Annotated in this window: 16 protein-coding genes and 1 pseudogene; 11 read left to right on the plus strand and 6 right to left on the minus strand. The window is 64.5% G+C overall.

Features of this window, described 5'->3' with window-relative positions; translation table 11 throughout:
- Window positions 1–68: 68 nt before the first annotated feature.
- The 5 genes from ACFRAH_RS18645 (at window position 69) to ACFRAH_RS18665 (ending at window position 7,627) form a co-directional block, all read left to right on the plus strand.
- Window positions 69–419, plus strand: a complete 351-nt coding sequence (locus ACFRAH_RS18645; protein ID WP_377992394.1) for a bifunctional 3-phenylpropionate/cinnamic acid dioxygenase ferredoxin subunit — start codon at window positions 69–71, stop codon at window positions 417–419.
- 86 nt (window positions 420–505) lie between these two features.
- The gene (purU, locus tag ACFRAH_RS18650) at window positions 506–1,447 is read left to right on the plus strand and encodes a formyltetrahydrofolate deformylase (RefSeq protein WP_377992395.1); all 942 of its coding nucleotides are present in this window, start codon (window positions 506–508) and stop codon (window positions 1,445–1,447) included.
- Window positions 1,448–1,482: 35 nt separating this feature from the next.
- The gene (locus ACFRAH_RS18655) at window positions 1,483–3,990 is read left to right on the plus strand and encodes an FAD-dependent oxidoreductase (RefSeq protein WP_377992396.1); all 2,508 of its coding nucleotides are present in this window, start codon (window positions 1,483–1,485) and stop codon (window positions 3,988–3,990) included.
- Window positions 3,991–4,184: 194 nt separating this feature from the next.
- On the plus strand, window positions 4,185–4,763 hold the full coding sequence (locus tag ACFRAH_RS18660; RefSeq protein ID WP_377992397.1) for a hypothetical protein: 579 nt from the start codon (window positions 4,185–4,187) through the stop codon (window positions 4,761–4,763).
- Complete coding sequence (locus ACFRAH_RS18665) at window positions 4,760–7,627, plus strand: ATP-binding cassette domain-containing protein (protein WP_377992398.1); 2,868 nt, start codon at window positions 4,760–4,762, stop codon at window positions 7,625–7,627. The genes ACFRAH_RS18660 and ACFRAH_RS18665 overlap by 4 nt, the downstream gene beginning before the upstream one ends.
- 19 nt (window positions 7,628–7,646) lie before the next feature.
- Here the strand turns inward: ACFRAH_RS18665 and metH are convergent, their stop codons facing one another.
- The 3 genes from metH to ACFRAH_RS18680 all read right to left on the minus strand — a co-directional run bounded on the left by metH (window position 7,647) and on the right by ACFRAH_RS18680 (window position 12,738).
- A complete protein-coding gene (metH, locus tag ACFRAH_RS18670) occupies window positions 7,647–11,297 on the minus strand; it encodes a methionine synthase (protein WP_377992399.1) in 3,651 nt (1,216 codons plus the stop codon).
- 71 nt (window positions 11,298–11,368) lie between these two features.
- The gene (locus ACFRAH_RS18675; RefSeq protein ID WP_377992400.1) at window positions 11,369–12,442 is read right to left on the minus strand and encodes an LLM class flavin-dependent oxidoreductase; all 1,074 of its coding nucleotides are present in this window, start codon (window positions 12,440–12,442) and stop codon (window positions 11,369–11,371) included.
- Window positions 12,443–12,561: 119 nt separating this feature from the next.
- The gene (locus ACFRAH_RS18680) at window positions 12,562–12,738 is read right to left on the minus strand and encodes a CsbD family protein (RefSeq protein WP_377992420.1); all 177 of its coding nucleotides are present in this window, start codon (window positions 12,736–12,738) and stop codon (window positions 12,562–12,564) included.
- A 150-nt stretch (window positions 12,739–12,888) separates the two neighbouring features.
- On the opposite strand from ACFRAH_RS18680, the gene ACFRAH_RS18685 reads away from it, so the two are divergent.
- Together ACFRAH_RS18685 and ACFRAH_RS18690 are read left to right on the plus strand one after the other, a co-directional pair.
- Window positions 12,889–13,554: a GntR family transcriptional regulator gene (locus ACFRAH_RS18685; RefSeq protein WP_377992401.1), complete on the plus strand. Its 666-nt coding sequence runs from the start codon at window positions 12,889–12,891 to the stop codon at window positions 13,552–13,554.
- Entirely contained in the window at window positions 13,551–14,726 is a 1,176-nt protein-coding gene (locus tag ACFRAH_RS18690) for an MFS transporter (protein WP_377992402.1), read from the plus strand. Before ACFRAH_RS18685 ends, ACFRAH_RS18690 begins: the two co-directional genes overlap by 4 nt.
- A gap of 13 nt (window positions 14,727–14,739) precedes the next feature.
- Here ACFRAH_RS18690 and ACFRAH_RS18695 read toward each other — a convergent pair whose 3' ends face one another.
- Window positions 14,740–15,342, minus strand: coding sequence for a TMEM175 family protein (locus ACFRAH_RS18695; RefSeq protein WP_377992403.1), 603 nt, complete (start codon window positions 15,340–15,342; stop codon window positions 14,740–14,742).
- Window positions 15,343–15,651: 309 nt separating this feature from the next.
- Complete coding sequence (locus tag ACFRAH_RS18700) at window positions 15,652–18,552, minus strand: alkaline phosphatase family protein (protein WP_377992404.1); 2,901 nt, start codon at window positions 18,550–18,552, stop codon at window positions 15,652–15,654.
- A gap of 310 nt (window positions 18,553–18,862) precedes the next feature.
- Between ACFRAH_RS18700 and ACFRAH_RS18705 the strand changes: the two genes are divergently transcribed.
- The 4 genes from ACFRAH_RS18705 (at window position 18,863) to ACFRAH_RS18720 (ending at window position 25,437) form a co-directional block, all read left to right on the plus strand.
- Window positions 18,863–19,090 carry a hypothetical protein gene (locus ACFRAH_RS18705; protein ID WP_377992405.1) on the plus strand — a complete coding sequence of 76 codons (228 nt, stop codon included), beginning with the start codon at window positions 18,863–18,865 and terminating at the stop codon, window positions 19,088–19,090.
- A 567-nt stretch (window positions 19,091–19,657) separates the two neighbouring features.
- Window positions 19,658–22,135: a hypothetical protein gene (locus ACFRAH_RS18710; RefSeq protein WP_377992406.1), complete on the plus strand. Its 2,478-nt coding sequence runs from the start codon at window positions 19,658–19,660 to the stop codon at window positions 22,133–22,135.
- A gap of 122 nt (window positions 22,136–22,257) precedes the next feature.
- Window positions 22,258–22,977 (plus strand): TIGR02391 family protein, encoded by a 720-nt coding sequence (locus tag ACFRAH_RS18715; protein WP_377992407.1) that lies wholly within the window; start codon window positions 22,258–22,260, stop codon window positions 22,975–22,977.
- Window positions 22,978–23,292: 315 nt separating this feature from the next.
- The gene (locus ACFRAH_RS18720; protein WP_377992408.1) at window positions 23,293–25,437 is read left to right on the plus strand and encodes a hypothetical protein; all 2,145 of its coding nucleotides are present in this window, start codon (window positions 23,293–23,295) and stop codon (window positions 25,435–25,437) included.
- A 118-nt stretch (window positions 25,438–25,555) separates the two neighbouring features.
- Here the strand turns inward: ACFRAH_RS18720 and ACFRAH_RS18725 are convergent.
- A pseudogene (locus ACFRAH_RS18725) lies at window positions 25,556–25,946 on the minus strand (recombinase family protein); the annotation flags it as partial.
- Window positions 25,947–26,125 lie beyond the last annotated feature (179 nt).

Genomic DNA, 26,125 nt, shown 5'->3' on the forward strand with positions numbered 1-26,125 from the left:
TGTTGAACTATACGGAACAAGCCGCCGACAGGATCCATATACCTTCCACACAAGAAAAGAGGCCCCCCATGCACAAGGCATGCCCGCTCAGCGAACTGGCACCAGGGGAAGCCCTGCGCTTGAACACCGCGCCGCCCATCGCCGTTTTTCACACCGAAGAGGGCGAGCTGTTCGCCATCGACGACACCTGCACCCACCAGGACGCCTCGCTGACCGACGGCTGGGTGGAAGGCTGCGAGGTCGAATGCCCGCTGCACGCGTCCAAGTTCAATCTCCGGACCGGCCAGGTTGACGCACCGCCGGCCAAACTCCCCGTCCGTACACACGAAGTCCAGGTTGTTGACGGCGACATCATGGTCATCGAGTCCGACGAAGCGCCCAACCTTCCCCCGGGCCTGACAGTCAACGGCCACATCTAACGCCAGCCCGTCCGGTGGCCAAAGCAGCGCGGCTTGGGCCACCTCCGCAACCGCAGCGACGTCTGCACCAACCCAGGAGACAACCCTTGTCCACACTCCTTGAAGGCGCCCCCGCAGTCGCCGCCACCGCCGCCGCCAAAACCGGCACTCCGGCCAAAGCCCGCACCGCCGAGTTTGTCCTCACGCTGGCCTGCCCCGAACGGCCGGGCATCGTCCGGGCCATCACCACGTTCCTGGCCGACCGCGGCTTCGACATCGTGGAGCACCAGCAGTTCGACGACCACGTCAGCGGCAACCTCTACCTGCGCACCGCCTTCACCCAGAGCAGCGCCGCCAACGACGCCGGCCAGCAGACTGCCGAAAGCCTCACCTCCGAGTTCGCCGCCATCGCCGGCGAGTTCGGCATGGACTTCAGCATCCACGACGGCCGCCCGCAGCGGCTGCTGGTGATGGTGTCGAAGTTCGGCCACTGCCTCAATGACCTCATCTTCCGGTGGCGGGCCGGCAGCCTGGGTGCGGAGATCGCCGTCGTGGTTTCCAACCACGAGGACCTGCGGCCCATGGCCGAGGCGGCCGGGCTGCCCTTCATCCACGTGCCGGTAACGGCAGCCACCAAGCCGGAAGCTGAGGCCCGCCTGCTGGAGCTGGTGGCCGAATACGACGCCGACCTTGTGGTGCTGGCCCGCTACATGCAGGTGCTGTCCGACGATCTGTGCACGAAGCTGCGCGGACGCGCCATCAACATCCACCACTCGTTCCTGCCCGGGTTCAAGGGCGCGAAGCCGTACCACCAGGCCTACGACCGCGGAGTGAAGATGGTCGGCGCCACGGCCCACTACGTCACCGGCGACCTCGATGAAGGTCCCATCATCGAGCAGGAAGTCTTCCGGGTGGACCACGCCCTCGACCCCGACGCACTGGTGACAGTGGGCCGGGACGCGGAGACCCAGGCGCTCTCCCGCGCGGTGAAGTGGCACTGCCAGCACCGCGTCCTGCTCAACAAGACCCGCACCGTCGTATTCCGCTAATTTTCCGCTAACGCGAACCAGGAGAACCACACACCATGAGCGCATCACCACGCGTCGTCATCATCGGGGCCGGCATCGTCGGCACCAACCTCGCGGACGAGTTGTCCAGCCGCGGCTGGAACAACATCACCGTCGTCGAGCAGGGCCCGCTGGAACTGGCCGGCGGTTCCACGTCGCACGCCCCCGGCCTGGTGTTCCAGAACAACCCGTCCAAGACCATGACGGAATTCGCCACGTACACGGTCAACAAGCTGCTCTCCCTGAGCAAGGACGGCCAGTCCTGCTTCAACCAGGTGGGCGGCCTGGAACTGGCAACCACCCCCGAGCGCCTGGCTGACCTGAAGCGCAAGATGGGTGTGATGAGCTCCTGGGGCGTCGAAAGCCGGATCGTCGACGCCGACGAATGCGAAAAGATCTACCCGCTGCTGAACACCGGCAAGCTCACCGGCGGCCGCGAGGTCCTGGGCGGCCTGCTCATCCCCACCGACGGGCTGGCCCTGGCTGCCCGTGCGGTGCAGCTGCTGATCGAGCGCTCCCGTGAGCGCGGCGTGACCTACCTCGGCTCCACCGCCGTCACCGGCATCAGCCAGTGGGGCGGCAAGGTCACCGGCGTCGAGACTTCCTCCGGCGTGATTCCTGCCGACATCGTGGTCTCCTGCGCAGGCTTCTGGGGCCGTGAGCTCGGCAAGATGATCGGCCTCGAGGTGCCGCTGCTGCCGCTGGCCCACCAGTACGTCGTCAGCACTCCCCTTGCCGAACTCGAGGGCGTCAACGAGCTTCCAAAGGGCGCCAGCAAGCCCATCCTCCGCTACCAGGACAAGGACCTGTACTACCGCGAATGGGGCAACCGCATCGGCATCGGCAGCTACGCGCACCGCCCGATGCCGGTGGACATGACCGCCCTGCCCAAGGTCACCGCCGAGGAAATGTCGGACCACCGCATGCCCTCGCGCCTGGACTTCACCCTGGAAGACTTCGTCCCCGCGTGGGAAGACAGCCAGGACCTGCTGCCGGCACTGCGCAGCGCCGCCATCGAGGACGGCTTCAACGGCATCTTCTCCTTCACCCCCGACGGCGGCCCGCTGATCGGCGAAGCGCCGGACCTCTCCGGCTTCTTCGTTGCCGAGGCCGTGTGGGTGACGCACTCCTCCGGCGTGGCCAAGGCCGTGGCCGAGCTGCTCACCGAAGGCCGCTCCCGCACCGACCTGCACGGCACCGAGCTCACCCGCTTTGAGAAGGTGCAGACGTCGGACGACTACGTCAGCGAGACCTCGCAGCAGAACTTCGTGGAGATCTACGACGTCATGCACCCGCTGCAGCCCAAGGAATCCCCGCGGGACCTGCGCGTCAGCCCGTTCAACGTCCGGCAGAAGGAACTCGGCGCTTTCTTCCTGGAGTCGGCCGCGTGGGAGCGTCCGCACTGGTTCGAGGCCAACCGCCCCCTGCTGGAGGAACTGCCGGCGGAATGGCAGACGCCGGAGCGCGAACCCTGGGCGGCCATGTTCTCCTCCCCCATTTCGGCGGCCGAAGCGTGGAAGACGCGTACCGCCGTCGCGCTTTACGACATGACGCCGCTGAAGCGGCTGGCCGTCAACGGTCCCGGCGCCCAGGCGCTGCTGCACCGGCTGAGCACCGGCAACATCGCCAAGAAGCCCGGAGCAGTCACCTACTGCCTGCTGCTGGAGCACGACGGCGGCATCCGCAGTGACGTGACCGTGGCCCGGCTCGGGGAGGAAGACTTCCAGCTCGGCGTGAACAGCAACGTGGACTTCGACTACCTGCGCGTTGAGGCCCGCAAGCAGTCGGCCGCCGATCCGGCCAAGTGGGTGCACGTCACCGACATCACGGGCAGCACCTGCTGCATCGGCCTGTGGGGCCCGCTGGCCCGCGAGGTCATCGGCAAGGTCAGCAGCGACGACCTCACCAACGACGGCCTGAAGTACTTCCGCACCAAGGAAATCAACGTGGGCGGCATCCCCGTCACGGCCATGCGCCTGTCCTACGTGGGCGAACTCGGCTGGGAGCTGTACACCACCGCCGAATACGGCCTCAAGCTCTGGGACCTGCTGTTCGAGGCCGGCCAGGAACACGGCATCATCGCCGCCGGCCGCGGGGCCTTCAACAGCCTGCGCCTGGAGAAGGGCTACCGCCTCTGGGGCACGGACGTGACCACCGAGCACCACCCGTACCAGTCCGGCCTGGGCTTCTCCGTGGCGAAGGACAAGGAAGGCTTCGTGGGGGCCGAGGCCCTGGCTGTGTTGAAGCAACAGCCGGCCGAGAAGGTGCTGCGCTGCCTGACGGTCGACGACGGCACGTCCATCGTGCTGGGCAAGGAACCTGTGTACGTGGACGGCGTAGCCTCCGGTTACGTCACCAGCGCCGCGTATGGCTACTCGATCCGCAAGCCAATCGCCTATGCCTGGCTGCCGGCCTCTGTCTCCGAGGGCGACGCCGTGGAGATTGAGTACTTCGGCACCCGCGTGGCCGCCACGGTCAGCGCCGAGCCGCTGTTCGACCCCGGCATGGAGCGCCTCCGCGGCTAATTCCATCGCGGGACTGTCCCGACCCTGATTGAAGAAAGTTCGACGGCGACACACCGGTAAGCCCGGAGTGTCGCCGTCGTTCTTGGTTCATGAAGGGTCAGGACGGCGGGCCGTCCGCCGGCACCTGACGCTGACCTTGCGTCACACAACGCGGCGGCATCGGATCCGGACAGGCAACGCCCTACCCTTGACAGGTGACACTGACTAAATTCCGCACCGCCGCCGCGAGCTCCCTCGCCGCCGCCGGTCTCCTGTTTACCCTCGCCGCCTGCTCCACGCCGGCCGCCACCCAGCCGACCACCTCTGCCCCGGCTGCCACCGCAACGGCTACCGCCAGCGCCGCCTCCGAATCCAGCGCCGCCTCCGAGCCCTGCGCGGGCGTGAAGGTCATCGTCGACTCGGGCGCCCTGAAGCAGTCCGCCGCGAATGTTGGCCCCGTCTGCGTCCCCGCGGACGGCCCGGTTCTCGCTTCCAAGGTGCTCGACGAGGCCAAGGTGAAAACCGAGGGCACGGACGCATACCCCAAGGAACTGGTGTGCCGCGTGAACGGCGTTCCCGCCGCAGACGCCGACATCACCCACAAGGGGGGCACGTACCGGGAAGAATGCAAGAAGATGCCCGCCGCTTTCGCCTACTGGTCCCTTTGGGTTAAGCCCGCCTCCGGCGCTTGGGCATACGCGCAGGAAGGCCTCGCCACACTGAAGGTCAGCCCGGGCCAGAGCCTGGAACTGCTCTACACCGTCGACGGCGCACCGGCCGCACCCACGGCGTGACCTTCCGACCCGCGCCGCTACGCGCAGGGGCGGCTCTCGCCGTCGTCTTCATTGCGGCGCGGGTCGTCTACCGCATCCTTTTCAACGGGGCGGGCATTGGTGACACGGTTCTGCTCGACATACCGCCGATCCAACTGCCTGCCCCGTACGCCCATGTGGTCCTCTTCGGCCCGGTAACAGCACAAGGCCTGGAGGCGGCGGTCCTGTCCGCCCTGCCGATTGCGGGCATGATCTTCGGTTTCGGCCTGCTCAACGCCTGGGTGGACGTGGCCCGCGGTTTCATGTTCCTGGCCCGGGGTGGCCCCATGCAGGGCATAGCCCGGATGCTTGTGGTGGGCTGGGCGGCGCTCCCGGCGCTCTCCGACGCCGTGACCTCCGTGCGCCTGGCCTTTCGGCTGCGGGGCGAACGCTTCGGACCCCGCGCGCTTGTTCCCGTGCTTGAGCGCACCCTCGAGCACGCCGGCCGGGTCGCCGCGGCCCTGGAGCTGCGCGGCTTCGCGAGCCGGGCAGCACACCGGCCCGACGGCGGCAATGAAGCACCGTTGCTCGTCCGGGACGCACAATTCCGCATTGGTGACGCGCGGGTGCGCGTCACCGGATTATCGCCGTCGAACGGGTCAATCACAGTCATCACCGGGCCGACCGGCTCCGGCAAGTCCACGGTCCTGCGAGGCATCGCAGGCCTCCTCTCACACGTTGACGGCGGAGAAATTTCCGGCACGGTGCGCATCGCCGGAACTGACCGCGCCACTACCCCGCCGCGCGATACCGCCCGCCTCATTGGCGTCGTGTTGCAGAACCCGCGCGCCGCATTCGCCACCACCCGGGTCCGCGACGAGATCGCCCTCGCGCTCGAACTGCGGGGCGTGGCATCCGGTCCCGCCAAAGCCCGGGTTGCGGAGGTCGCAGAACGCATCGGTGTTTCGATGCTTCTGGACCGGACAATCAGCACCCTTTCGGCGGGCGAGGCAACGCTCGTCGCCATCGCCGCCGCGGTGGTGGAGCACCCTGTCCTGCTCCTTGTCGATGAGCCGCTGGCCGACCTCGATACCGCGGCGCGCGAACGCGTCATCGCCGTACTCGATGCCCTGGCCTGCGAAGAGGATGTCTGCGTCATCGTGGCGGAGCACCGGGCGGAGCAGCTGGTACCCGTGGCCGACTTCTGGTGGGCGCTCGACGACGGCGAGCTGGTGCCCTGCGCCGCACCTTCCGTATCGGTCCCCGTTGTTGCCCGTTCGACACCGGCACACCCAGCTGAGCGGCCGGCGAAACACCCGGCGGATCGCCCGCCCGTGCTGACGGCGAAAAACCTCTCGGTGCACCGCGGGGGCAAGCCGCTGGTGCGCGACGCATCCTTCACCCTGAACCGCGGTGAAATCGTAGCCCTGGTGGGGCCGAACGGGGCCGGGAAGTCGTCCCTCCTGGTGGCGCTCGCCCTGGGTGAAGGCACGACCGGTGAGAGCCCACTGGGTGAAGGCGCACTCGACGGCGGGCGCGTAGCCCTCGTCCCGGACGCCTCAGACGACCTCTTCACCAGGGACACGGTCGCAGCGGAGCTCCGTGCGGCAGACCGACGCCGGGCGCGCGCCGGGCATCGGTCACAGCGGCGCCGCTCCGGCAACACCCCACTTCCCCCAGTGGCCGCGGAGTCACGCCTTGCCCGTCTTCGGGGCGGCGTGCGGATGCCCATCGGAAACGAGCATCCCCGGGACCTCTCGGCGGGCGAGCGCAGGATCCTTGCCATCGCGCTGCAGACCATGGACGATCCCCAGGTGCTCCTGATCGATGAACCGACCCGCGGACTCGATCCTGCAGCGCGCGCGGCGGTCTCGGCGGCGCTGCGGGCCGCCGCGGAAGCCGGCGCGGCGGTCCTGATCGCCACGCACGACCACGGTTTCGCCCACGGCCTTGGTGCCCGGGTCCTCCCCATGCGCGACGGCGTCGCCCCCTCCCCCGCGGCAGAAGCCGCACCGGCAAGCGCTGCCATACCCAAGCGAATCGCCGCACCACGGGCAGGCGGCCGGCGGACAGACCTTCCGGCTGCGGAAAAGCGCCGCCACATCCGGATGCCACGGGCGGCCGAGCTCACAGTTCTCGCGGTTGCAAACCTCGTGGCGCTCGGAGCATTCTGCTGGCCGCTGCTGGCTGCGGCCCTCCCGGAGGATGCGGCCGCTGCCGTCCCCTATGCGGCGCTGGCCATGGCGCCCCTTGCCGTCGTCGCCGTCGTGGTCTCCCTCGACGGCTCGGTCCGCTCCGCACACACGGTCGCGTTGCTCGGTGTCCTGGCCGCCATCGGTTCGGTGGTGCGGGTGGCGAGTACCGGCGTCGGGGGCGTTGAAGCAGTCTTTATCCTGCTGATCCTGGCCGGCCGCGCCTTCGGTGCCCGTTTCGGCCTCCTCCTCGGGGCCGCCACCATCGCCGTCTCCAGCGTCTTGTGGGGCGGCGTCGGGCCCTGGTCGCCGTTCCAGATCTTCGCCTGCGCCTGGGTGGGCGCCGGGGCCGGCCTGCTCCCCCGCCGGGTGCGCGGGCGAGCCGAGCTGTGGATGCTGTGCGGCTACGGCGCGGTGGCATCCTATGTGTTCGGCCTGCTGACCAACCTGTGGTTCTGGCCCTTCGCGGTGGGCGCCGGCACCGGCATCTCCTACGTTCCCGGAGCTCCGCTGGGCACCAACCTCAGCAGCTTCATACTCTACTCGCTGCTGACCTCGACGGCGGGATGGGACACCCTGCGTGCCGTCACCACGATCATCGGAATCAGTGTGGTGGGGCGGGCAGTTCTTGCCGCACTGCGGCGGGTGAAGCCGGTCTCCGGCGTGGGCGGGCAAGCCGCGCAGGCTCAGTCCGCCCCGGCCCTGTCCATCTAGGCCAAAGACCGGCTTCGGCTCACACCTTGAAGTACTTCGCCTCCGGGTGGTGGAAGACGAACGCGTCGGTGGACTGTTCGGGGTGCAGCATCAGCTCATCGCTGAGGACCACGCCCATCCGCTCCGGATGCAGCAGTTCCACCACCTTGCGGCGGTCCTCCATGTCCGGGCACGCGGGGTATCCGAGCGAGAACCGGGCACCGCGGTAGTCGAGCTTGAACAGGCCTGCCTTGTCCTTCGGCTCCTCGGACGCGAAGCCCAGCTCCGAGCGGATGCGCGCATGCCAGAACTCTGCGAGCGCCTCCGTGAGCTGCATGACCAGGCCGTTGAGCTCGTAGTAGTCGCGGTAGTGGTCACCGGCGAAGAGCTTGGCAGTCACCTGATCGACGTTGCCGCCGGCGGTGACCAGCTGCACCGGCAGGACGTCGATCTGCCCCGACTCGCGCGAGCGCACGAAGTCGGCGAGGCACAGGTGCCGGTCGCGGCGCTGGCGCGGGAAGTCGAAACGCAGCCGCTCGGTGCCGAGCGGGCCGCCTGATCCGCCGTCGGGGGCGAGCAGGCCCGCGGTGCCTAGGACGCCGTCGCGGTCCTCCCCGTGGTGCAGCACCACCACCTGTTCGCCCTCGGAGACCACCGGGAAATAGCCGTACGCGACGGACGCGTCGAGCATTCCCTCGCCGAGGATGCGGTCCATCCAGTAGCGCAGGCGCGGCCGGCCCTCGCGTTCCACCAGTTCCTCGTACGAGGCGCCGTCCTCGCCGCGGCCGGGCTTGAGCCCCCACTGCCCCATGAAGGTGGCACGTTCGTCGAGGAAAGCACCGAAGTCGTGGAGCGAGACACCGCGCACAATGCGGGTGCCCCAGAACGGCGGCGACGGCACGTGGTTGTCGGCGGCGACGTCGGAACGGCCCGGCATCGCCTCCGGCTCGGTCACCTTGAACTTCGGGCCGCCTTTATGGATACGCTTCTTCAGGGCGGGCAGTCCCACCTCCGCAGCGTCAGCGCCGCGGGCAACCTGCACCAGCGGCTCCATGAGGGACAAGCCCTCGAAGGCGTCCTTCGCATAGCGGACCTCGCCCTCGAACTGTCCTGCCAGGTCCTGCTCCACGTAGGCGCGGGTCAGGGCCGCGCCGCCGAGGATGATCGGCCACCGCTTCGCCAGGCCGCGTGACTGCAGTTCCTCGAGGTTCTCCTTCATCACGACGGTGGACTTCACGAGCAGGCCGGACATGCCGATCACGTCGGCGTCGTGTTCCTCGGCCGCGGCGATGATGTCGGCGATCGGCTGCTTGATGCCGAGGTTGATCACCTTGTAGCCGTTGTTGGTGAGGATGATGTCCACCAGGTTCTTGCCGATGTCGTGCACATCGCCGCGCACGGTGGCGATCACCATCGTGCCCTTGCCCGACGCGTCCGATTTCTCCATGTGCGGCTCGAGCAGGGCGACCGCGGTCTTCATCACCTCGGCGGACTGCAGCACGAACGGCAGCTGCATCTCGCCGGCACCGAAGCGCTCGCCCACCACCTTCATGCCCTCGAGCAGGTAGTCGTTGATGATGCCGAGCGGGGTCAGTCCCTCGGCGCGGGCCAGGTCCAGGTCCTCTTCGAGGCCCTTGCCTTCGCCGTCGATGATGCGCCGCTCCAGGCGTTCGCCGGTGGGGAGCGCCGCAAGTTCGGCGGCGCGCTGGTCCTTCAGCGCTGCGGTGTCGACGCCGGCGAACAGGTCCAGCATGCTGGCCAGCGGGTCGTACGTCAGGTTGCCGTCGGCGTCGTATTCGCGGCGGTCCCAGACGAGGTCCAGGGCCACCTTGCGCTGGTCCTCCGGCAGTGAAGCGAGCGGCACGATCTTGGCCGCGTCGATGATGCCGCTGGTCAGGCCGGCCTGCACAGCCTCGTGCAGGAACACCGAGTTCAGGACGATCCGCGCTGCCGGGTTCAGGCCAAAGGACACGTTCGAGACGCCGAGGGTGGTTTGGATGCCGGGGTACTTCGTGGTGATCTGGCGGATGGCTTCGATCGTTTCGATGGCGTCCCGGCGGGTTTCCTCCTGGCCGGTGGCGATGGGGAACGTCAGGGCGTCGACGATGATGTCCTCGACCCGCATCCCCCATTCGCCCACCAGGGCGTCGACGAGGCGCGAGGCGATGGCCACCTTGCCGTCGGTGGTGCGGGCTTGGCCCTGCTCATCGATGGTCAGGGCGATCACGGCGGTGCCGTGTTCCTTCACAAGCGGCATGATGCGCGCGAAGCGGCTGTTGGGGCCGTCCCCGTCCTCGTAGTTGACGGAGTTGACCACCGGGCGTCCGCCGATGAGTTCGAGCCCGGCCTGCAGGACGGGCGGTTCCGTGGAGTCGATGACGAGCGGGAGCGTGGAGGCCGACGCGAAACGCGAGACGACCTCCTTGATGTCGGCCACGCCGTCGCGCCCCACGTAGTCAATGCAGACGTCGAGCAGGTGCGCGCCGACGCGGACCTGCTCGCGGGCAATGTCGACGCAGTCGTCCCAGCGCTCGTCGAGCATCGCCTGGCGGAACGCCTTGGAACCGTTCGCGTTGGTGCGCTCGCCAATGGCGAGGTACGCGGACTCCTGGTCGAAATTCACGTGATGGTAGAGGGAAGCGATGCCGGCTTCACGCTCGGTGGGGAGGCGGCCGCCGTCGGCTCCCCTGCCGCCGCTGGTGACGGCGCCCTCTGTGCGGAAGTGCGCAAGACGCTCGACGACGGCGGCCATGTGCTCCGGCGTCGTACCGCAACATCCGCCCACCAGGCCCAGTCCGAATTCGCGGACGAACTGCTCGTGCGCGGTGGCGAGTTCGGTGGGCGAGAGCGGGTAGTACGCGCCGTTGGCACCAAGGATGGGCAGGCCGGCGTTGGGCATGCAGGCGATGGCCACGGAGGACTGCTTGGAGAGGTGGCGCAGGTGCTCGCTCATCTCATCGGGACCGGTGGCACAGTTCAGGCCGATGGCGTCGACGCCGAGCGGCTCAAGTGCTGTGAGCGCGGCGCCGATCTCGGAGCCCATGAGCATGGTTCCGGTGGTTTCGACGGTCACCTCCACGAAGATCGGGAGGCGGACGCCGCGGGCCACGATCGCCTGCTTGCAGCCGTTGACGGCGGCTTTGGTCTGCAGGAGGTCCTGGCTGGTCTCGATGAGGAAGGCGTCCGCACCGCCGTCGATGAGGCCTTCGGCCTGCAGTGCGAAGGTCTGCTTGAGGTAGTCGTAGCTGGTGTGCCCGAGGCTGGGGAGCTTGGTGCCCGGACCCATCGAGCCAAGGACCCACCGCATCCGGCCGTCTTCAGCTTCTGCCGCCTCCGCACGCTCGCGGGCGATCTTCGCGCCTTTCAGGGCGAGCTCGGCAATCCGGTCGTCGATGCCGTAGTCGGAGAGGTTGGACCAGTTGGCACCGAAGGTGTTGGTCTCAACCGCGTCGATCCCCACCGCGAAGTAGGCGTCATGGATGTCCCCGATGACATCCGGACGTGTGTCATTGAGGATCTCGTTGCAGCCTTCCAGTCCCTGGAAATCGGTCTCGAGCGACAGCTCGCGGTCCTGCAGCATGGTGCCCATCGCGCCGTCGGCGATGACGACCCGGTGGTTCACGGCATCCAACAGCTCCTGGGAGCGGACGGGACGGGGGACGGAGTCGATATCAAGCGCGAAACGAGGCATGTCTCCAGATTACGGGCGGGGCCCGAACATTGCGCCGTGTTTCCGCGTGCTACAACGGCGGGTTGCCACTACTACGACGGCGAGTGGTCGCCGTCCTGGCTTTTGCGCGGCTCAGCCGGCGTCCAGCCCAAGGCGGGACCCAGTTTGCCGGCGATGTCCGTGAGGATCTGGACGTAGTCCTCGTGGTCAAAGCTGAAGGGCAGTGCGAACGCCACCTCGTCGACTTCCTGGAATCCGGCATGTGCATACAGCTGCTCGGCGAGTTCGTCGCTGGTGCCGATGAGGTCCGGGGCGAACAGCATTCGCTTTGGCCCCTGCGGCGCCCGTGTGCGGGGCGTGCGTTCCTCGACGTACCGCTGGTATTTCTCCCGCTGGGCCGGCGACGCCGAATCGGTGGGGATCACCACCAGGCCCTGCGAGACGCGGGCAGGTCCATTCTGTGCTGACGTGGCGGCGGCTTCCCGGTAGGCACGGATCTGCGATTGCTGGATGCGGGCAAAGTCCGGTCCCTGGTCCGCTTCGGGGAAGACCACGCTGCTGGAGAGCAGGTTGAAACCGTTTGCGCCGGCCCAGACGGCCGACTTCAGGCTGGCCGCCCCGTACCAAAGGCGGTTCCGCAGCCCGGGTGAGTGCGGCTCGACGCGGTTGGAGTATTCCTCCACCACACCCTGCTTGCCGGAAAAGTCCCGCACCTTTTCCCCGGCGATGAGCCGTGCGAGCCGGTCCACGCGGGTGTAGCTGAAGTCCTCCAGGTCTGAGGAGTCCGGGTACAGCTCATGCTTCACTGTGTCGTAGTGCATTGGTTCGCCCACGCTGAGCCCCGGATTGATCCGGCCCCCTGCGAGGACGTCCACGGTGGCCAGGTCCTCTGCCAAGCGTAAGGGGTTTTCCCAGCCCAGCGGTGTCACGGCGGTTCCAAGCTCGATCCGGGAGGTGCGCTGGCTGGCGGCGGCCATCACCGCGACGGGTGAGGAGATGCCGAACTGCAGATGGCGGTGCCGCAGCCAGGCACTGTCGAAGCCAAGCTGCTCACCAAGTTCGATGATCTGCAAAGTGGACTGGTGGCCCGCGGCGGGATCCGCCGGATCGAACAGGCCAATAGTGAGGAATCCAAGCTTGCGCAAAGGGCGTGTGGAGTCGGGCATGGGCTTCCTTCGTGATCGGTTTTGGGCTCTTTCCCAGAATATGTTCTGGACCCTACTCCTCCGGGGCACAACGAAGGGCGCACCCCGTTCGCTGGGTGCGCCCTCCGGTTCGGACCGGATCAGTCCTTCTTGAATGCGTCCTTGACCTTCTCGCCGGCCTGCTTCAGATCGCCTTTGGCCTGGTCAGCCTGGCCCTCGGCGCGCAGGCTGTCATCGCCCGTGGCGGCACCTGCCGCTTCCTTGCCCTTGCCGCCCGCCTTCTCTGCGGCGTTCTCAATCTTGTCGCCCAATCCCATGGTGTTTCCTCCTCTGGTTGGTAGCCGTTCGCATTCGGCTTCGAACATCATAAGCATGCTTAGGATCCTTTTTTCAAGTGCGCAGCTCATCCATCTCGATGCTTGATGTATAACTGTATACAAGTATGATTCCTCTTGGAGGTCGAGCTCGTGCCTAATGCCCCTACCCGGAATACCGGGGCCCATGTCGCCTACGCCGAACTGAAGCGGCAGATCCTGACCCTTGAGCTGAAGCCCGGGGAACGGATTTTTGAACCTGCGATGGCGGCGGCGCTCGGGGTGAGCCGCACGCCGCTGCGTGAAGCGATCAGGCGCCTGATTTCCGAGAGCCTGCTGGAGCAGCAGGCCACCGGCGGTGTGCTGGTTCCGGAACTGGACGAGGCAGTGATCTCCGAACTGTATGAGGTCCGAGCCGCAATGGAATCCCTGATGGCGCGGAATGCCTGCCTGAAAGCAACAGCGGCGGACATTGAAGCCCTCCATGGCATCCTTGCCCGGAATGCCGCCATGGTGGAGTTCGCTGACGACGCCATGCAGCAAGGCATGGCGCTGCACGCAAAGATTGCAGCAATCGCCGGGAACTCGTGGGCCGGACGATTCCACGATCAGATCTCCAGCCAGATGGAGCGGTACCGGCACTTCACCAACAGCACCCAGGCACGGCGGGACCAGGCCCTCACCCAGCACCGGACGCTGGTGGACGCCGTGGCAGGCGGCGACCCGGAGAAGGCGGCCAAAATTGCTTTCGACCATGTCATCGCCGCCCGGGATGCGGCACTCCGCGTGATTTCCGGCAACGGTCTTGGCATCTCATGATTGGTGAACTCGGACGCCGCTCGGCCGCTGCCCTTCTCACGCACTCCGCGCTGATCCAGGCCGTCACGTTCCTCGTGCGCCCGGCCGCCACCTACCGGGCCCTCGAATTGAACGTTCCCGACTTTGCCTTGGGGCTTCTGGCAGCCAGCTACGCAGTCTTTCCCCTGCTGCTCGCTGTCCCCACCGGCGGCCTGGTGGACCGCCTGGGTGAACGCCGGCTGATGGCGATCGGGTCCGGCGTCGTCCTCGCCTGCTCGTCCTTCCTGCTGCTGGGAGGATCATCGATCGTCGCACTGGTCGTCGGAACCGCCCTGCTGGGCGCCGGCCAGTTGGCCTGCGTGGTGGGACAGCAAGCGGTGGTAGCCAATAATGCGGCCTCTTCCCGGATGGATTCGGCATTCGGGTACCTGACATTCGCAGCATCACTTGGGCAGGCGCTGGGACCGATGGCGATTTCCCTGGTGGGCGGCGCCTCCGTCCGCCCCGACACCCAAGCGATCTTCCTCCTGTCCGTCTGCTTGAGCCTGGTGCTTTTTGTGACTACGTTCGTAGTCTCCGCGGAGGTCAGCAGAGGCAAGAGAAGGGTTGCCGCGGCCGACGGCGGCAAAGCCAGTGCTGTTTCATTGCTCAAGGCTCCCGGTGTGGCCCGGGCGTTGGCCACGAGTGCGACTGTCCTGGCCGTGGTGGACCTGATCATGGTCTACCTTCCTGCTCTTGGTGCAGGCCGCGGCCTGACCGCCGCAACTGTCGGCGCCATGCTCACGGTCCGGGCGGTGTTTTCCATGGTCTCCCGGCTCCTCCTCGGCCGGGTGTCGCGAAGGATCGGCCGCATGAGGTTGCTGGTGGTGAGCCTTGCCCTGTCTACAGTCGCGTTGGCGGCGGCGGCGATTCCCATGCCGGCCTGGCTGCTGTTTGTTGTCATGGCCGTTCTCGGGCTGGGCCTAGGCATCGGTCAGCCCCTCACCATGTCCTGGCTTTCGTCCCAGGCTCCAGCGGGCCAGCGTGGCCGGGCGCTTGCCCTCCGACTGGCCGGGAACCGGGTGGGGCAGGTGGTGCTGCCGAGTACCGTCGGCGTGGTGGCAGCAGGGCTCGGCGCCGGCGGGGTCTTCCTCGCCTCAGCCGTTGTGGTGGGTGGAACGCTGGTGCTGCTTCGGGGTGTGCGGCTGGACTAGCTCCGTCTGCGGATTAGCCGGCCCCGTTGTCGCCGTGATGTGCCCGGGTGACGAAGTGCTCGACCCGGCGGTCCGGCACCAGCCAGATCAGCGCCACGACTGTGTAGATGGCGATCCCGACCAGGGGCTGGACCGGGGTGAGTGCGATGCCGACGATATAGATCAGGGGGGACGCTTTGCCTTTCCAGTCGCGGCCGAGAGCCTGTGCGAGGGCCCCGTCCCTGCCTTGGGCGGCGATCAGGCGGCGTTCAAGGATGTAGTACGCGATCGCTGCGCACAGCAGGTTGATCCCGTACAACAGGACGGGGACCTGCTTGAAGCCGGACTCATCCATCCACCGTGTCGTGAAGGGGAACAGGGACAGCCAGAACAGCAGGTGCAGGTTGGCCCAGAGGATCGCGCCGTTCACGCGGCTGGCCAGGTGGATCATGTGGTGGTGGTTGTTCCAGTAGATCCCGACGTACACGAAGCTCAGCAGGTAGCTGAAGAGAGTGGGCAGGACTGCTGCGACGCCCTCCCACGTTGGCTCCTCCGGGGTGTGCAGCTCCAAGACCATGATGGTGATGATGATGGCCAGCACGCCGTCACTGAACGCCTCGAGCCGGTTCTTGTTCACCGGTCCGGGTCCCGTCGGACGCGACGCTGCGTTCGGTTCACCTTGTCATCAGCCATAGCCGGCTCCTCTGATGGCCTGCACTGTAGCGGGCGGCACGCACCCGGTGGATAGAGTACACCCCGGTGTTCGCCTGGGCCGCCTCGGCCGTGGTGTCGCCCCAGACGGCGGAGGCACGCCGGACCAGGTGGCCGCCGTCGATGCCGCTGTACAGCTACCCGGACATGGGCCGGGCCCGGCGGGTTTGTCCCGCCGGGCCCCGCCCACGCGTGCCGTCAGTGACCGGCGGTCACGAGGCCGGCCACCGACCGGTCAGTCGTCCTCGTGGTTGGTGGAGCCGGCCGGGATGCCGGGTACGTTGTTCGGGCCGTAGATTTTGGCGTCGCCCGGGTACGGGGCAGCCCAGTCGTGGGTCTGGTACCAGGTCCAGCGGTTGAACAGGTGCGGGTTCGCGTAGTCTTCCTTCGCGCCGTTGCCGGTGAGGTGCTGCTGTTCGGACCAGTCATCCCACTGTTCAGCGGTTTCCTGCATGGACGCCGGGACGGCGGCGGCTTTGGCTGAAGCCTCGTTCACCATGGCGGCGGAGGCTCCGGTCCGGCCGAGCGTGTCGAGGCCGCAGGCAGGGGCGGTCTTGACGCCCTCGGTGAGCGGAACCTGGTTTGGGACGGCCTTGTACGGAGTCAGGTCGGCCTTGGCGGCGAATGCGTCGAACATTGGGGTGGCCGCGGCGACCTTCTGGTTCAGGGGCTGGGCACCGAGGATCTGCTGGATGGTTCGGACCATGTTGATCTGCGAGTAGAAGGTGCTGACGGTGTGGCCGTGCACCGCGTAGGGGCTGATGACCTGGACCGGGGCGCGGTGGCCGTCGACGTGGTCGGCGCCGTTCTGGCTGTCGTCCTCGGCGATGAAGATCGCGGAGTCCTTCCAGTACGGCGAGTGCGAGATCTGGTCGACGATCTTGCCCACGGCGAGATCGTTGTCGGCTACCTGGGCCTCGGGGTCGGCGGTGCCGCCGGTGTGGTCGCTGGAGAGCCACATCATCTGGAAGTTCTTCGGGCCGTTCTTCTCGAAGTCCTGCTTCCAGGTCGCATAGCGGTAGATGTCCGGCACGGCAGTGTCGAACGGTGCCGCGTTCGGGTCGGTGATCTCGTTGAGCGATGGGATGCCGGAGCTTGCGTGCATCTTCAGGGCCGGAGTGAAGAGCTGGGCCGGGTCGCCGCCGGACATGGTGCTCGTGGCGGCGCAGTAGTAGTCCTGCCAGGTCGCGCCGGCTGGTTTGCCTTCCTCGGAGGCGAATTCGCCGTAGTTCCTGGCGGTCTTGCCCGCGTCCTTGATCGAGGTCCAGAGGAAGCCGGAGCGCTGGTGGCCCAGGACGTCGTCCTCAGTGTCGTAGGAGCGGGTGTACTCGCCGGCGCCGGTTTCGGTATAGGCGGGGTCGTCGCCCTGCATCATCCAGTTGTGGCCTTCCGCGGAGTTGGTGCCGATGTCGTAGGTGTTGTCGTACAGGCCGAACTGGGTGGCCAGGGTGTGCTGGTTCGGGGTGACTTTCGCGCCGAACTGGGCGAGCGAAGCGTCGCCGTTGCCCTGCTTCATGTCGCCGTAGACCTGGTCGTAGGTCCGGTTTTCCTTGACGAGCAGGAATACGTGCTTGATGGTGGAGGGCTCCCCGATCCGCTTGGGCACGGCCACAGCCGGGATGTTGGCAGCGGCTGCGGCGGTCGCTTCCTTGACGGAGCTGCCGTCCCAGCCGTTCTGCTCGAACACCGTCTCGGTGTGCTGCCGGATCTGGTCGTCAGCCGGCAGGGTGAACCTGGTGAGCGAGGCCGTGGTGGAGTGCGTTCCGTGACCGGTCGCAACGTTGGTGCCTTGGCCCTTGTTGAAGCTCAGCTCCGGGCCTCGGGCGTCGATGCCGCGGATGTTGGTGACCACGATCTGGCCGTTCACCGCGGTGACGTTGCCCGGGTAGTAGTCGGTCGGCAGGAGGCCAATGTAGCTGGCAGGGTCTTGCGGGTCCTGCTTGTTGACCTTGTAGACGGCGATCGCGTTCGCGCGGCCGAGCGAGACCAGCAGGTGGTCGCCCTGCATGGTGATGGCGGTCGGCTCGTAGCCGACCTGGGAGGAGGCCCACGGCTGGGTGGCGATGGTCTGCAGGACCTTGTTGCTCGCCGTGTCCACCACGGAGACGGTGTCGCTGTTGGTGTTCGCCACGTACAGCGTGGAGCCGTCGAGGTGCATCGCTGTCGGGTGAAGCTGAACGTCGATCGAGGTGACGGGTGCCGAGGCGTTGGCAGTGTCAATGATGCTGAGCGTGCCGGTGGTGGAGGTGCCGAGCTTGGTGTCCGCGGGAACGTCGGTGCCGTAGGAGTTCATGGTCGCCTCACCCGCGACGGCCTGGCGGCCTCCCTCGTTGGAGACGTACAGCTTGGTGCCCACGAACTTCAGCTGGCGCGGGGCGATGCCGGTGGTGAAGGTCCCCTTGATGGTTCCGGCGGCCGGGTCGATCGCGACGACGGTGTTCTGCCCGTTCACCGCGGCGTACAGCGTGGAGCCGTCGGGGGAGAAAGCCATGCCGGCGGTCAGGGCCTGCTTGCCGCCCGCCGTCGGAATATTCATCTTTGTTCCGGCCCCGAGCGAGCCGTCCGCGTTGAAGGGGTAGCGGATGACCCCGGTGGCGACAGGCTCATAGAGGAACTTCCCGTCGGGCGAGAAGATAGGGCCTTCCTGGCCGACGGAGCCGTCCGTGATGCGCTGATACGCCATGTTTGCATAGCCTGCATTGCCTGCCGCCGTTGCAAACGAGGCGGCGGCGAGGGTGCCTGCGGCAGCCACGGGCTTGTAGGTCTTGAGGTCGAAGACCTGCAGGTCCACCGAGCGGTCGGTGCTGGTCCCCACGAGGTAGTGGCCGTCGGGGCTGACCGTCGAGCCCATGATCTTGCCGAACGGCGTCATCAGGCGGTCGCCGAGTGGCTTGATCACCTGGTTCGCGGAGACTTGCTCCCCGTTGTCAGTTTGCGAGCCGACCTGCTGCTGCTGGCCGAAGGGGATCGTGGAGGCGGCAGCCATGCCGGCACCGCCCAGAATGGCGAGCGTGCAGCCCGCAGCCACGATTGTCAGCGGCTTGCGGGTGCGAACGGACTTCGAGAGCTGACGCAGGAAGACGCGAGCCTTGTGCGGGGTGCCGGAACCAGGGACTTGCTTTGGAGGCTTTGTCATGCAGGCGAACGTACGGGGCCAAGCTTAAATGCAGGTGGCCGCATCGGTTGATCTGGGCAACGACTTGGTGCCTTCTTAGTGTCTCTGCGCTTCTCCGCCTGGACTGCCTGGAACGTGCGCGTTGAGCCCAAAGCGGCCGCTGGCTCCGAGGTTGCCGGGCATGACGCTTCCTGCCGGAGGCCGTCGCTGGTCGGCCGGTAAGAATGGCGCCTGGGCCTGGGTCTGCTTCCTCTCGGTGCGGCGTCGAGCAGGCGAGAATGGGGCGAGAAAGGTGAACCGGATGCGCGATTCGTTCATCTAATGAGAGCGCTTGGAAAACACCGATAACGAATCTTATGTAAAGCTGAACACTCTGCGTATCTCATCAGATGAATCAGCCAGCCCCTCTCACGCGGCATTGCCGCTGCTACGCTTGGCCAAGAGGATTCCAGATATCGGATTGAGCTTGATGGACACGAACGACATGGACGACCCCACAGCCGACATGGAGATGTCGCCGGCGGAAGCCGCTGGCTACCTGAGCGGTTTGGTTGGTTAGGGCGTCAGCGCTGAGGTCCTGGACAGCCTGAGGGCGCTTGGCCGGGGCCCTGTCGCAGAGCAAGAAGGCCAAACCCTGACATACCGCCGACCGGCGCTCGATGCGTTCCTCCGGGAGAACGGCACGGATCCGACGGCTTGGATGGCTGGCGCGTGGCGGAACGTCGCGGACCAATACGAGGCCGCTACTGCCGAGCATCCCGAACTGCGGTCCGCTCGACTAATCGAAAAATGGAGAAGCCGGGACAGCGACGACTGGGATCCCGACAAAGCCAGGTAAAAGGCAGAACCGGGAGCTCGCTCTTGCACCACCGGAATTGCAGGCCACTCGGGTCTGCGACGAAGCATGCTCCCCCGCCCACCCCTGGTTGCTGATAGTCCACGTTACGTCAACTAACATAGGTGAAGCTTCAAGTAAACGCCGTTTCCCGGGATCCGACCCTGCTGCCAGCGACCCGATCGACCTGCCGCTTGGGGCTGCTTGTTTTTTCAGTCTGGGCTTCGACTGTCGCCGGCGAGGAAGTCTCGGCCGAGGAGTTGATGGCGCTGATGCGTGTTCAATAGATCTGTGGAAGCTGTGGGCGAAACCTATACAAATGCAGAAATCATGCTACGACCGGGCCGTGTGGCCATTATGTTTTCCGCAGATGATCATTGGCGTCGGCGGGCGCGGCAAGCTATTGCGGCTGCGGGCAACTACTGGGGCGGTTCAGGCTTCATCCTAGTTCCATATCAGAACGATGGCACGGTAGAGCCTAAAGTAATGGCCGCAGTTCACGCGTATGACCCTGATCATGTGGTGGCCTTGCGTTTGACGAACGAGGAATGGGAGCGCGTTTCGCTTCCTTATACACCCGACTCGGGCGAGAAGATTTCACCCGCTTCCCCGGTGCACGTACTTGATCTGCCCACCGTAGATTCTGTCGCGCGACGGGCCCGAGATTTTGTTGCTAAGCAGTGCACGCCCTTCCGCCAGGCTTTTCCCGGTGACGACGAGCCGCGCGAGACACTTACCTACATCGATGCTGAAGTTGGGCCAAGAAGCGGATGGCTGGCGCCCGTCACGAGGGCATCTGGATCCATTCTTCTAGCCGTGTCAGAATCATGGGGTTCTGACGCTGGACTCTGCTTGTCGATTCGAACCGGCATCATTCCCAGTGCCAAGGAGGTAGTCCGCGGCGCTGGACGCATGGAGCCGGACCATGGACAGATGATGAAAGCTGCTCTGGCCGAACGTTGGTCACGTGAGTTTGCGGAAGATTTGGTCGCGAACTTAAACGTGAACGAGAACGCAACCGGCTCAGACGTAAGTTTTTGGTTCGATGAGCAGGCCGGCGGCCTCGCTTCAGTGCGTCATCGATTTTCCGGCGAAGGTGGCGCAATCGTCATCGGCGACACGGCCGAAGACTTCGCCCTAGCTTATGCATACGAGAGATTACTGGGCTTCGGAATCTGGCTTAGCCCGGGAATGCTGGCGGAGCGCAACCTGTCCGCGTCGATCCGATCACAGGTGCGGCTTGCCTCGGAGCGCATTGAAGGCCAAGGCGAACGGCTGCTGGTTACGTCGTCGTCATGCAACGAGGAAGAACTCAGCGGCTTGGCGGCACAACTGAAAATAGAGACGTGGGACGTCAACCCCTTGAACGCCGCGAGCACGGGCGAGATCGAGCAAATTACCGCATTGCCGGAGGGCATGGAGGTGGGTAAACCCATGCTCAAGGCTGGACTTCATCAACTAGCAGTGGAAGAACCCTTTGGGCTCTCACAGTCCGTACCAGCGTTTACCGGTCCAGATTCAACTCTCCATCTGAGAGTACCCATGTCCACCCCAACGCCGGCCAGATTACTCGTCCATGCGGATCAGCGGTCCAAACCCTACTGGTATGTCAGCGTCGAACTTACGGAAACAGCTATGCCAAGGGGCAGAGGTGTACCCCAGGCCTTTGTCGAGCCTGACCAAAAGCGGTACAGCCATAATGCCGTAAGGAGCAGTCGAGATGGATTGAGCTACCACTCACAGGCGGGCGGACTTGTTCTAGCGGGAACGTCTTTGGCCAGCCAATTGTACAGACCCAAGCTCAAAGTTCTAGGCATGCAGCCTTGGGTGGAGGCGATGGCCAAACAGGCAGAAATGGACGTCGTGCAGTCCCTCCCCGGCATGCACGCCCAACTGCTAGCTCGGCGACTAGGGGGCAGGAACTCCTTGGTTTCAATGGTGTCAGGGCAATACCACCCGGCGCTCCAAATGTTCGCCACGAAGACAGGAACAAGGAGCGCACAAAGTTCCAGACAGGTCTTTCCACGGCATGATGGCGTCGTACTTGGAAGTGAGCCATACCCGAGCTTTCAAGCCCTAAGTCGTGTGCTACCAGGAGTCGGGCCCCGTGAGATCAGAGACTGGATTGACGGACTCGCCCAAGCAGGTTTGCTGTGGCGTGGGTTTATCTTAAATTGCTCTGACTGCAGCAGGCCCTCCTTCGTCAGAGTAGAACATCTAGGTCAGCGCTTTGAGTGCCAGCGGTGTTTGGCTGTGAACGAACTCTCCGCCGCACGGTGGAGAGCAGACACGAATGAACCCCCATGGTTCTATGATCTCCACCCCTCCTTTCGCGAGTTGATGGCCACTAACGGTGACGTTGGCCTCTTCGCCGCACGAAGCCTCAGCCAAGGCACCCGGGAGTACGCCGATACCGCAGAGCTGGAATTCCACAAAGTTGGAACACGTGGCAGTGTCGCGGAAATCGATCTCATCGCCCATGTGGATGGAGAGGTCTTCCTTGTTGAAGCGAAGTCCAACGGGCGACTGGGCAGCAACAGCAAAGAGGCGCGGGCCGCAGCAAAAAAGAAAGTAGAAATCGCACTTGCGATCCGCGCTGACAAAATAATCCTCGCAACAACGGCACAGACTTTGGCCACATCTGCCCGCGAACTGCTTCAGTCCGCCGTGCGGACTGCTGGGGTATCGCAAATCAGAGTCGAAGAGCTTGTTGGCTTGGGACCCACTCTCGCCGAGCCTGGGACCCCGCCTGCAGCGATGGAGGTCTAGGCAAGGCCTGCGAACGATGGCCGAAAGCGCGCACAGGAAGGTTATTAGGGCATCTAGCGATCAGATGTCGACGGATTCTGCTTCTGACACGACGTGTCAGAAGATGTTGGTAGCTTGGCTGCATGGATGAACATTGGGCAATGGAACAACTTCGCCACTTCATCGACCTCACTCGGCTGAAGCAGCCTAAGTCGGAGGGCGGCGTGGTCTATATGGGCGACTTTGCTGTTCCAGTTGGCAGTCGAAACGACATCATTGCATCAGCGCACGTCGTAGAGAAGATTTTGGATCGAACTATTCGCGATTGGTGGCAAATCGCTGAACGCAAGCCAGGGCGATGGGAACGGCATCGAGAAGGGGCGCAGCGAGCACTTGTGGAGCTGGAGCGAAGTGCAGAAATAGCTGAGAAGCTAGGAGATAATGCTCCTCAACTTAGCGCGGCTGCCATGCATCCCTGGATCTGGGAAGCGGCGCGTTCGCTGTGGCAAAGCGGACACTACCAAGAGGCTGTGCGTGCCGCCTCCGTAAAGGTAAATGCGGAGCTCCAAAATATGCTTGGCCGGCGTGACATATCCGAATCCGACCTATTCAAACAAGCCTTGTCCTCGGATCCTGCCGGACCAGACAAGCCGAGGCTCAGACCATACGGCGATGATGGAGGCAAAACCTCGCTAAGCGTTCGACGCGGCGTGGCCGCGTTCGCCGAAAGATGTTTCGCCGGCATACGCAACCCTGCGAGTCATGAAGTTCTGAACGAACTAACCGAGCAAGAAGCACTCGAGCAACTTGCTGCCTTCAGTATTCTGGCCCGTTGGGTAGCGACCGCAACCGTCGTTCGGTGACTGGGAAGCTTAGACGAACCTTTCCACAACGTGAGCTTGATTGATGTGAGATTTCTGGTCAGTAAGAAGGGGGAGTCCAGCCTCAACCAACTTAATAATGCGTTCTTTGTCTATGCGGCGACTAAGGACGGAGACATTGACACCTTGAAGCGGAACTACATTGCCTTCTGAAGAGGACGCTCAGAAGCGGTCACAGCTTGCGCTCACCGCGAACAATATCCGCTCGTGCGGCTTCTTACGCTTCTCCCGCGCCGCTGAGGAATAAAATAAATGACAAAGGTGTAATTCCCGGATGGGCTAACAAGGGGGCTTTTCTTGACCGCAATCGTGGATATCGCAAGTGAATCCGACGAAGCTGGCCCGGGAGCTATTGGGTTCCTCTCCGCCATCCAGCGCGTTTTAAAGTCCTCCCGTCCTTCGACGGAGGCCGATCTCCTGTCTGCGGCAGCCTGCCAATTCCTGCGTCGCAGCCAGCGTGCCACGGCGGAGGAAATCCGCCAGGCCGTGTCACAGATGTGGCCGGGGAGCCAGCCGACACCCGAGCAGATCAACTCTGCCCTGGCTCTCGCCAAAGAACTCCGATTGATTGGAGTTAACGAGGACGCGGAATGGTTCCTGACCGGGGAAGGGCTGGCTGACGTTCAACGACACGGGGAATGGGTGACAGATCTCCGTGAACGCGTGATGTCAGACCTTAGAGTTCGAAGCCGGGAAGGGTTGGGATACGAACCGGACAGTACTGAAGCTGCGCTCTGGCTGAACCAGCTCGTTAGGGCATTAATTGTGGGAATCGAGAAGTCCCAAGCAGCCTACCTAGGGGCAGTCGAGCAGCTCATCCAGGGGCAAATTGCGCCTAGGGAGGTTAAGTCCGCAGACATCCTCGGCTACCTGGACGAAGCCAGCAGCAATGAAGAAGTCGTTGAACTACTCAAATCGTTGGCTCTTGCGGCGTTGGATCCGCTGGACCCCTTCGGAAAGGAGCTCGTCAGCCTCATTACGACCGGTTGCATCCTCCACTCCTATGTCTCAGGACGGTCCGGCGCTGAAATTACGAGCGAAATTGGAAGTCCGCAGGGTCAGCGAGCCATCTTGGATACACCTGTACTCCTGTCCCTCGTTGGCAGGAAGGCGGACCGCACCGACACAGAACTGACTATCCGCAGCGCGGCCTCGGCCGGCTGGGACGTTGTTGTGTGCCGGCATTCGCTCGATGAGTTGTACCAGCTTCTCCGCCGTGAAATTCCGGAAGTCGAAAATCGTGTTCGGGAAGCCCACAAACGAAACACTCGTCTCGGGTTCTACGCCACACTGGTCGAGGATCAGATCCATGGCATCTGTATTGCGGCGCTGCAGGATGGAACCTACAAGAACCTAAGCGAAATGATGGCGACGTTCGAACGCCTCGAAGAAGATATCGTCTCGTGGGGCGCGACCGTCCGGGACCATAACAATGAGCTGTCTGCCGACAGGGTCGCTAGATGTCTGGACGCTTTGCAAGGGCAGATCGACAAAGGAACACGGTCTTGGCGCTCCAGCTTTGCAATCGAGCGGGACGCCGACACCATGGCAATGGCTTGGAGGCGTAGAAGCCGCGAGTACTCTAAAAATTGGCCTGGTGCGTGGGTGATAACCAGCGATCGCCAGATGGCGCCGGCATACTCCACGATTTCATCGGACAGGGTGTCTTTGACCTTGAGCCTTCCTCAATGGACCACGGTGGTGTCAATAAGTGCACCTGTCGAGAATTTGCGGGACCTTGCATCAGCCGCAGCTGGACAATTTGCTGAAGAAGCTATGTGGCAGCTGCCGGCACGTTTTCCGGGGGACTTTGCGATGGGGCTCGCCGCCCAGCTCTCCCCCAACCAAGGGGGGTCCGACATGGACCTCCGGCATGCTCAGATGATGCTTTCACTGCCAGACATGCTGGATGAGCTTGAGATCAAGTCCTCGCCGACAACTGTCGCTGCCACAGTTCTTGCGGCGAGAACCAAGCGCGTTGACGCGATGATGCAGCAGGAGAAGGAACGCCAAATCGACGAACTGGCCCGGGTCACGGTCGAAGCGAGCGAAGCACATGACGAGGCTCGCGAGGCAAGGATCCGTGAACTTGAAATCGGACAAGAAAACGCCGAGCTGACGAATCAGCTCCAGGAGGCTCTTGCGCGGGCAGCCGCCTCTGACGGTGCTTTGGCCGAGGTCAAAACCAGAAATCGACGCATCCTTTGGAGCATCGTACTATGCCTCATTACTGCAGTAATTCCAGTACTTGGGGTGCTTGGGAACAACAGTGCTGGGGCTTTAGTGGGTGTCGTAGCACTCGCGGGGATGATCACCATAGCGACGCGATGGTGCAAAGACCTCAAACTCGTCCTTCCAGTTTTGGTGTGGACCTTCATTGTGGATGGTGTGGGGTTTGCCTCCGCGCTGCTGCCCATGTTGGGGATGGGGCAATCAGGCTAACCTCAGCAAGCCTTGGCGCTCCTCCGGTCCGGGCCACCTGGTTCCAGGACCTTGCCGTTTCAGGAGGGTGGGTCGTGCGCCCCTCGATCTCGTTCGTGTGGGGAGTGGTCCGCGTCGGGCTGGCTCGGCGCAGGTACTGATAGACCGTTTCCCGGCTGATGCCGTAATCCGTGGCGAGAACCGATTTCGGAGTCCCGCTGGTTGCCCCGCTGGACCAGCTCGCCGCCGCTCCGCCGTTAGATCCTTTCCGCCCTTTGTAGGCGCCGCGCTGTTTGGCCACGGCTATGCACGCAGGTCATCAAGGTTCCTGGCAAGCCGGTCCATGTTGTGCACCACTACGGTGTCCCCGTCGCGGGCGAACCGCCGCAGCTCGGCGAGGTGAGGTCGGGCAGTGTGCCTGCCGGAGGCCTTGTCGGTAAAACGCGGTCAAGCGTCTGGTCGTCGAGCTGACGTTTTTCGTTCTGGTCCAGCATGCTGACCCGCACGTACCCGGCCCGCTGTCCGCTCAGCCTAGGCTCAACCCTTTGCCCGTGAGGTTGAGTTCTAGGTTCGTCCTGCGCCTACTGATGCCGCTGTTGCGACTAAGCTCGGTCCACATCTCCGGTCTGGGAAATGTTTGCCAATACAACGATTCCTTCCTATATACGGTCACTGATTACATGAACAGCTCTCAGTCAATGCCACGATG

This window comes from Arthrobacter sp. NPDC056727 (assembly GCF_042790555.1).
GTDB lineage: Bacteria > Actinomycetota > Actinomycetes > Actinomycetales > Micrococcaceae > Arthrobacter.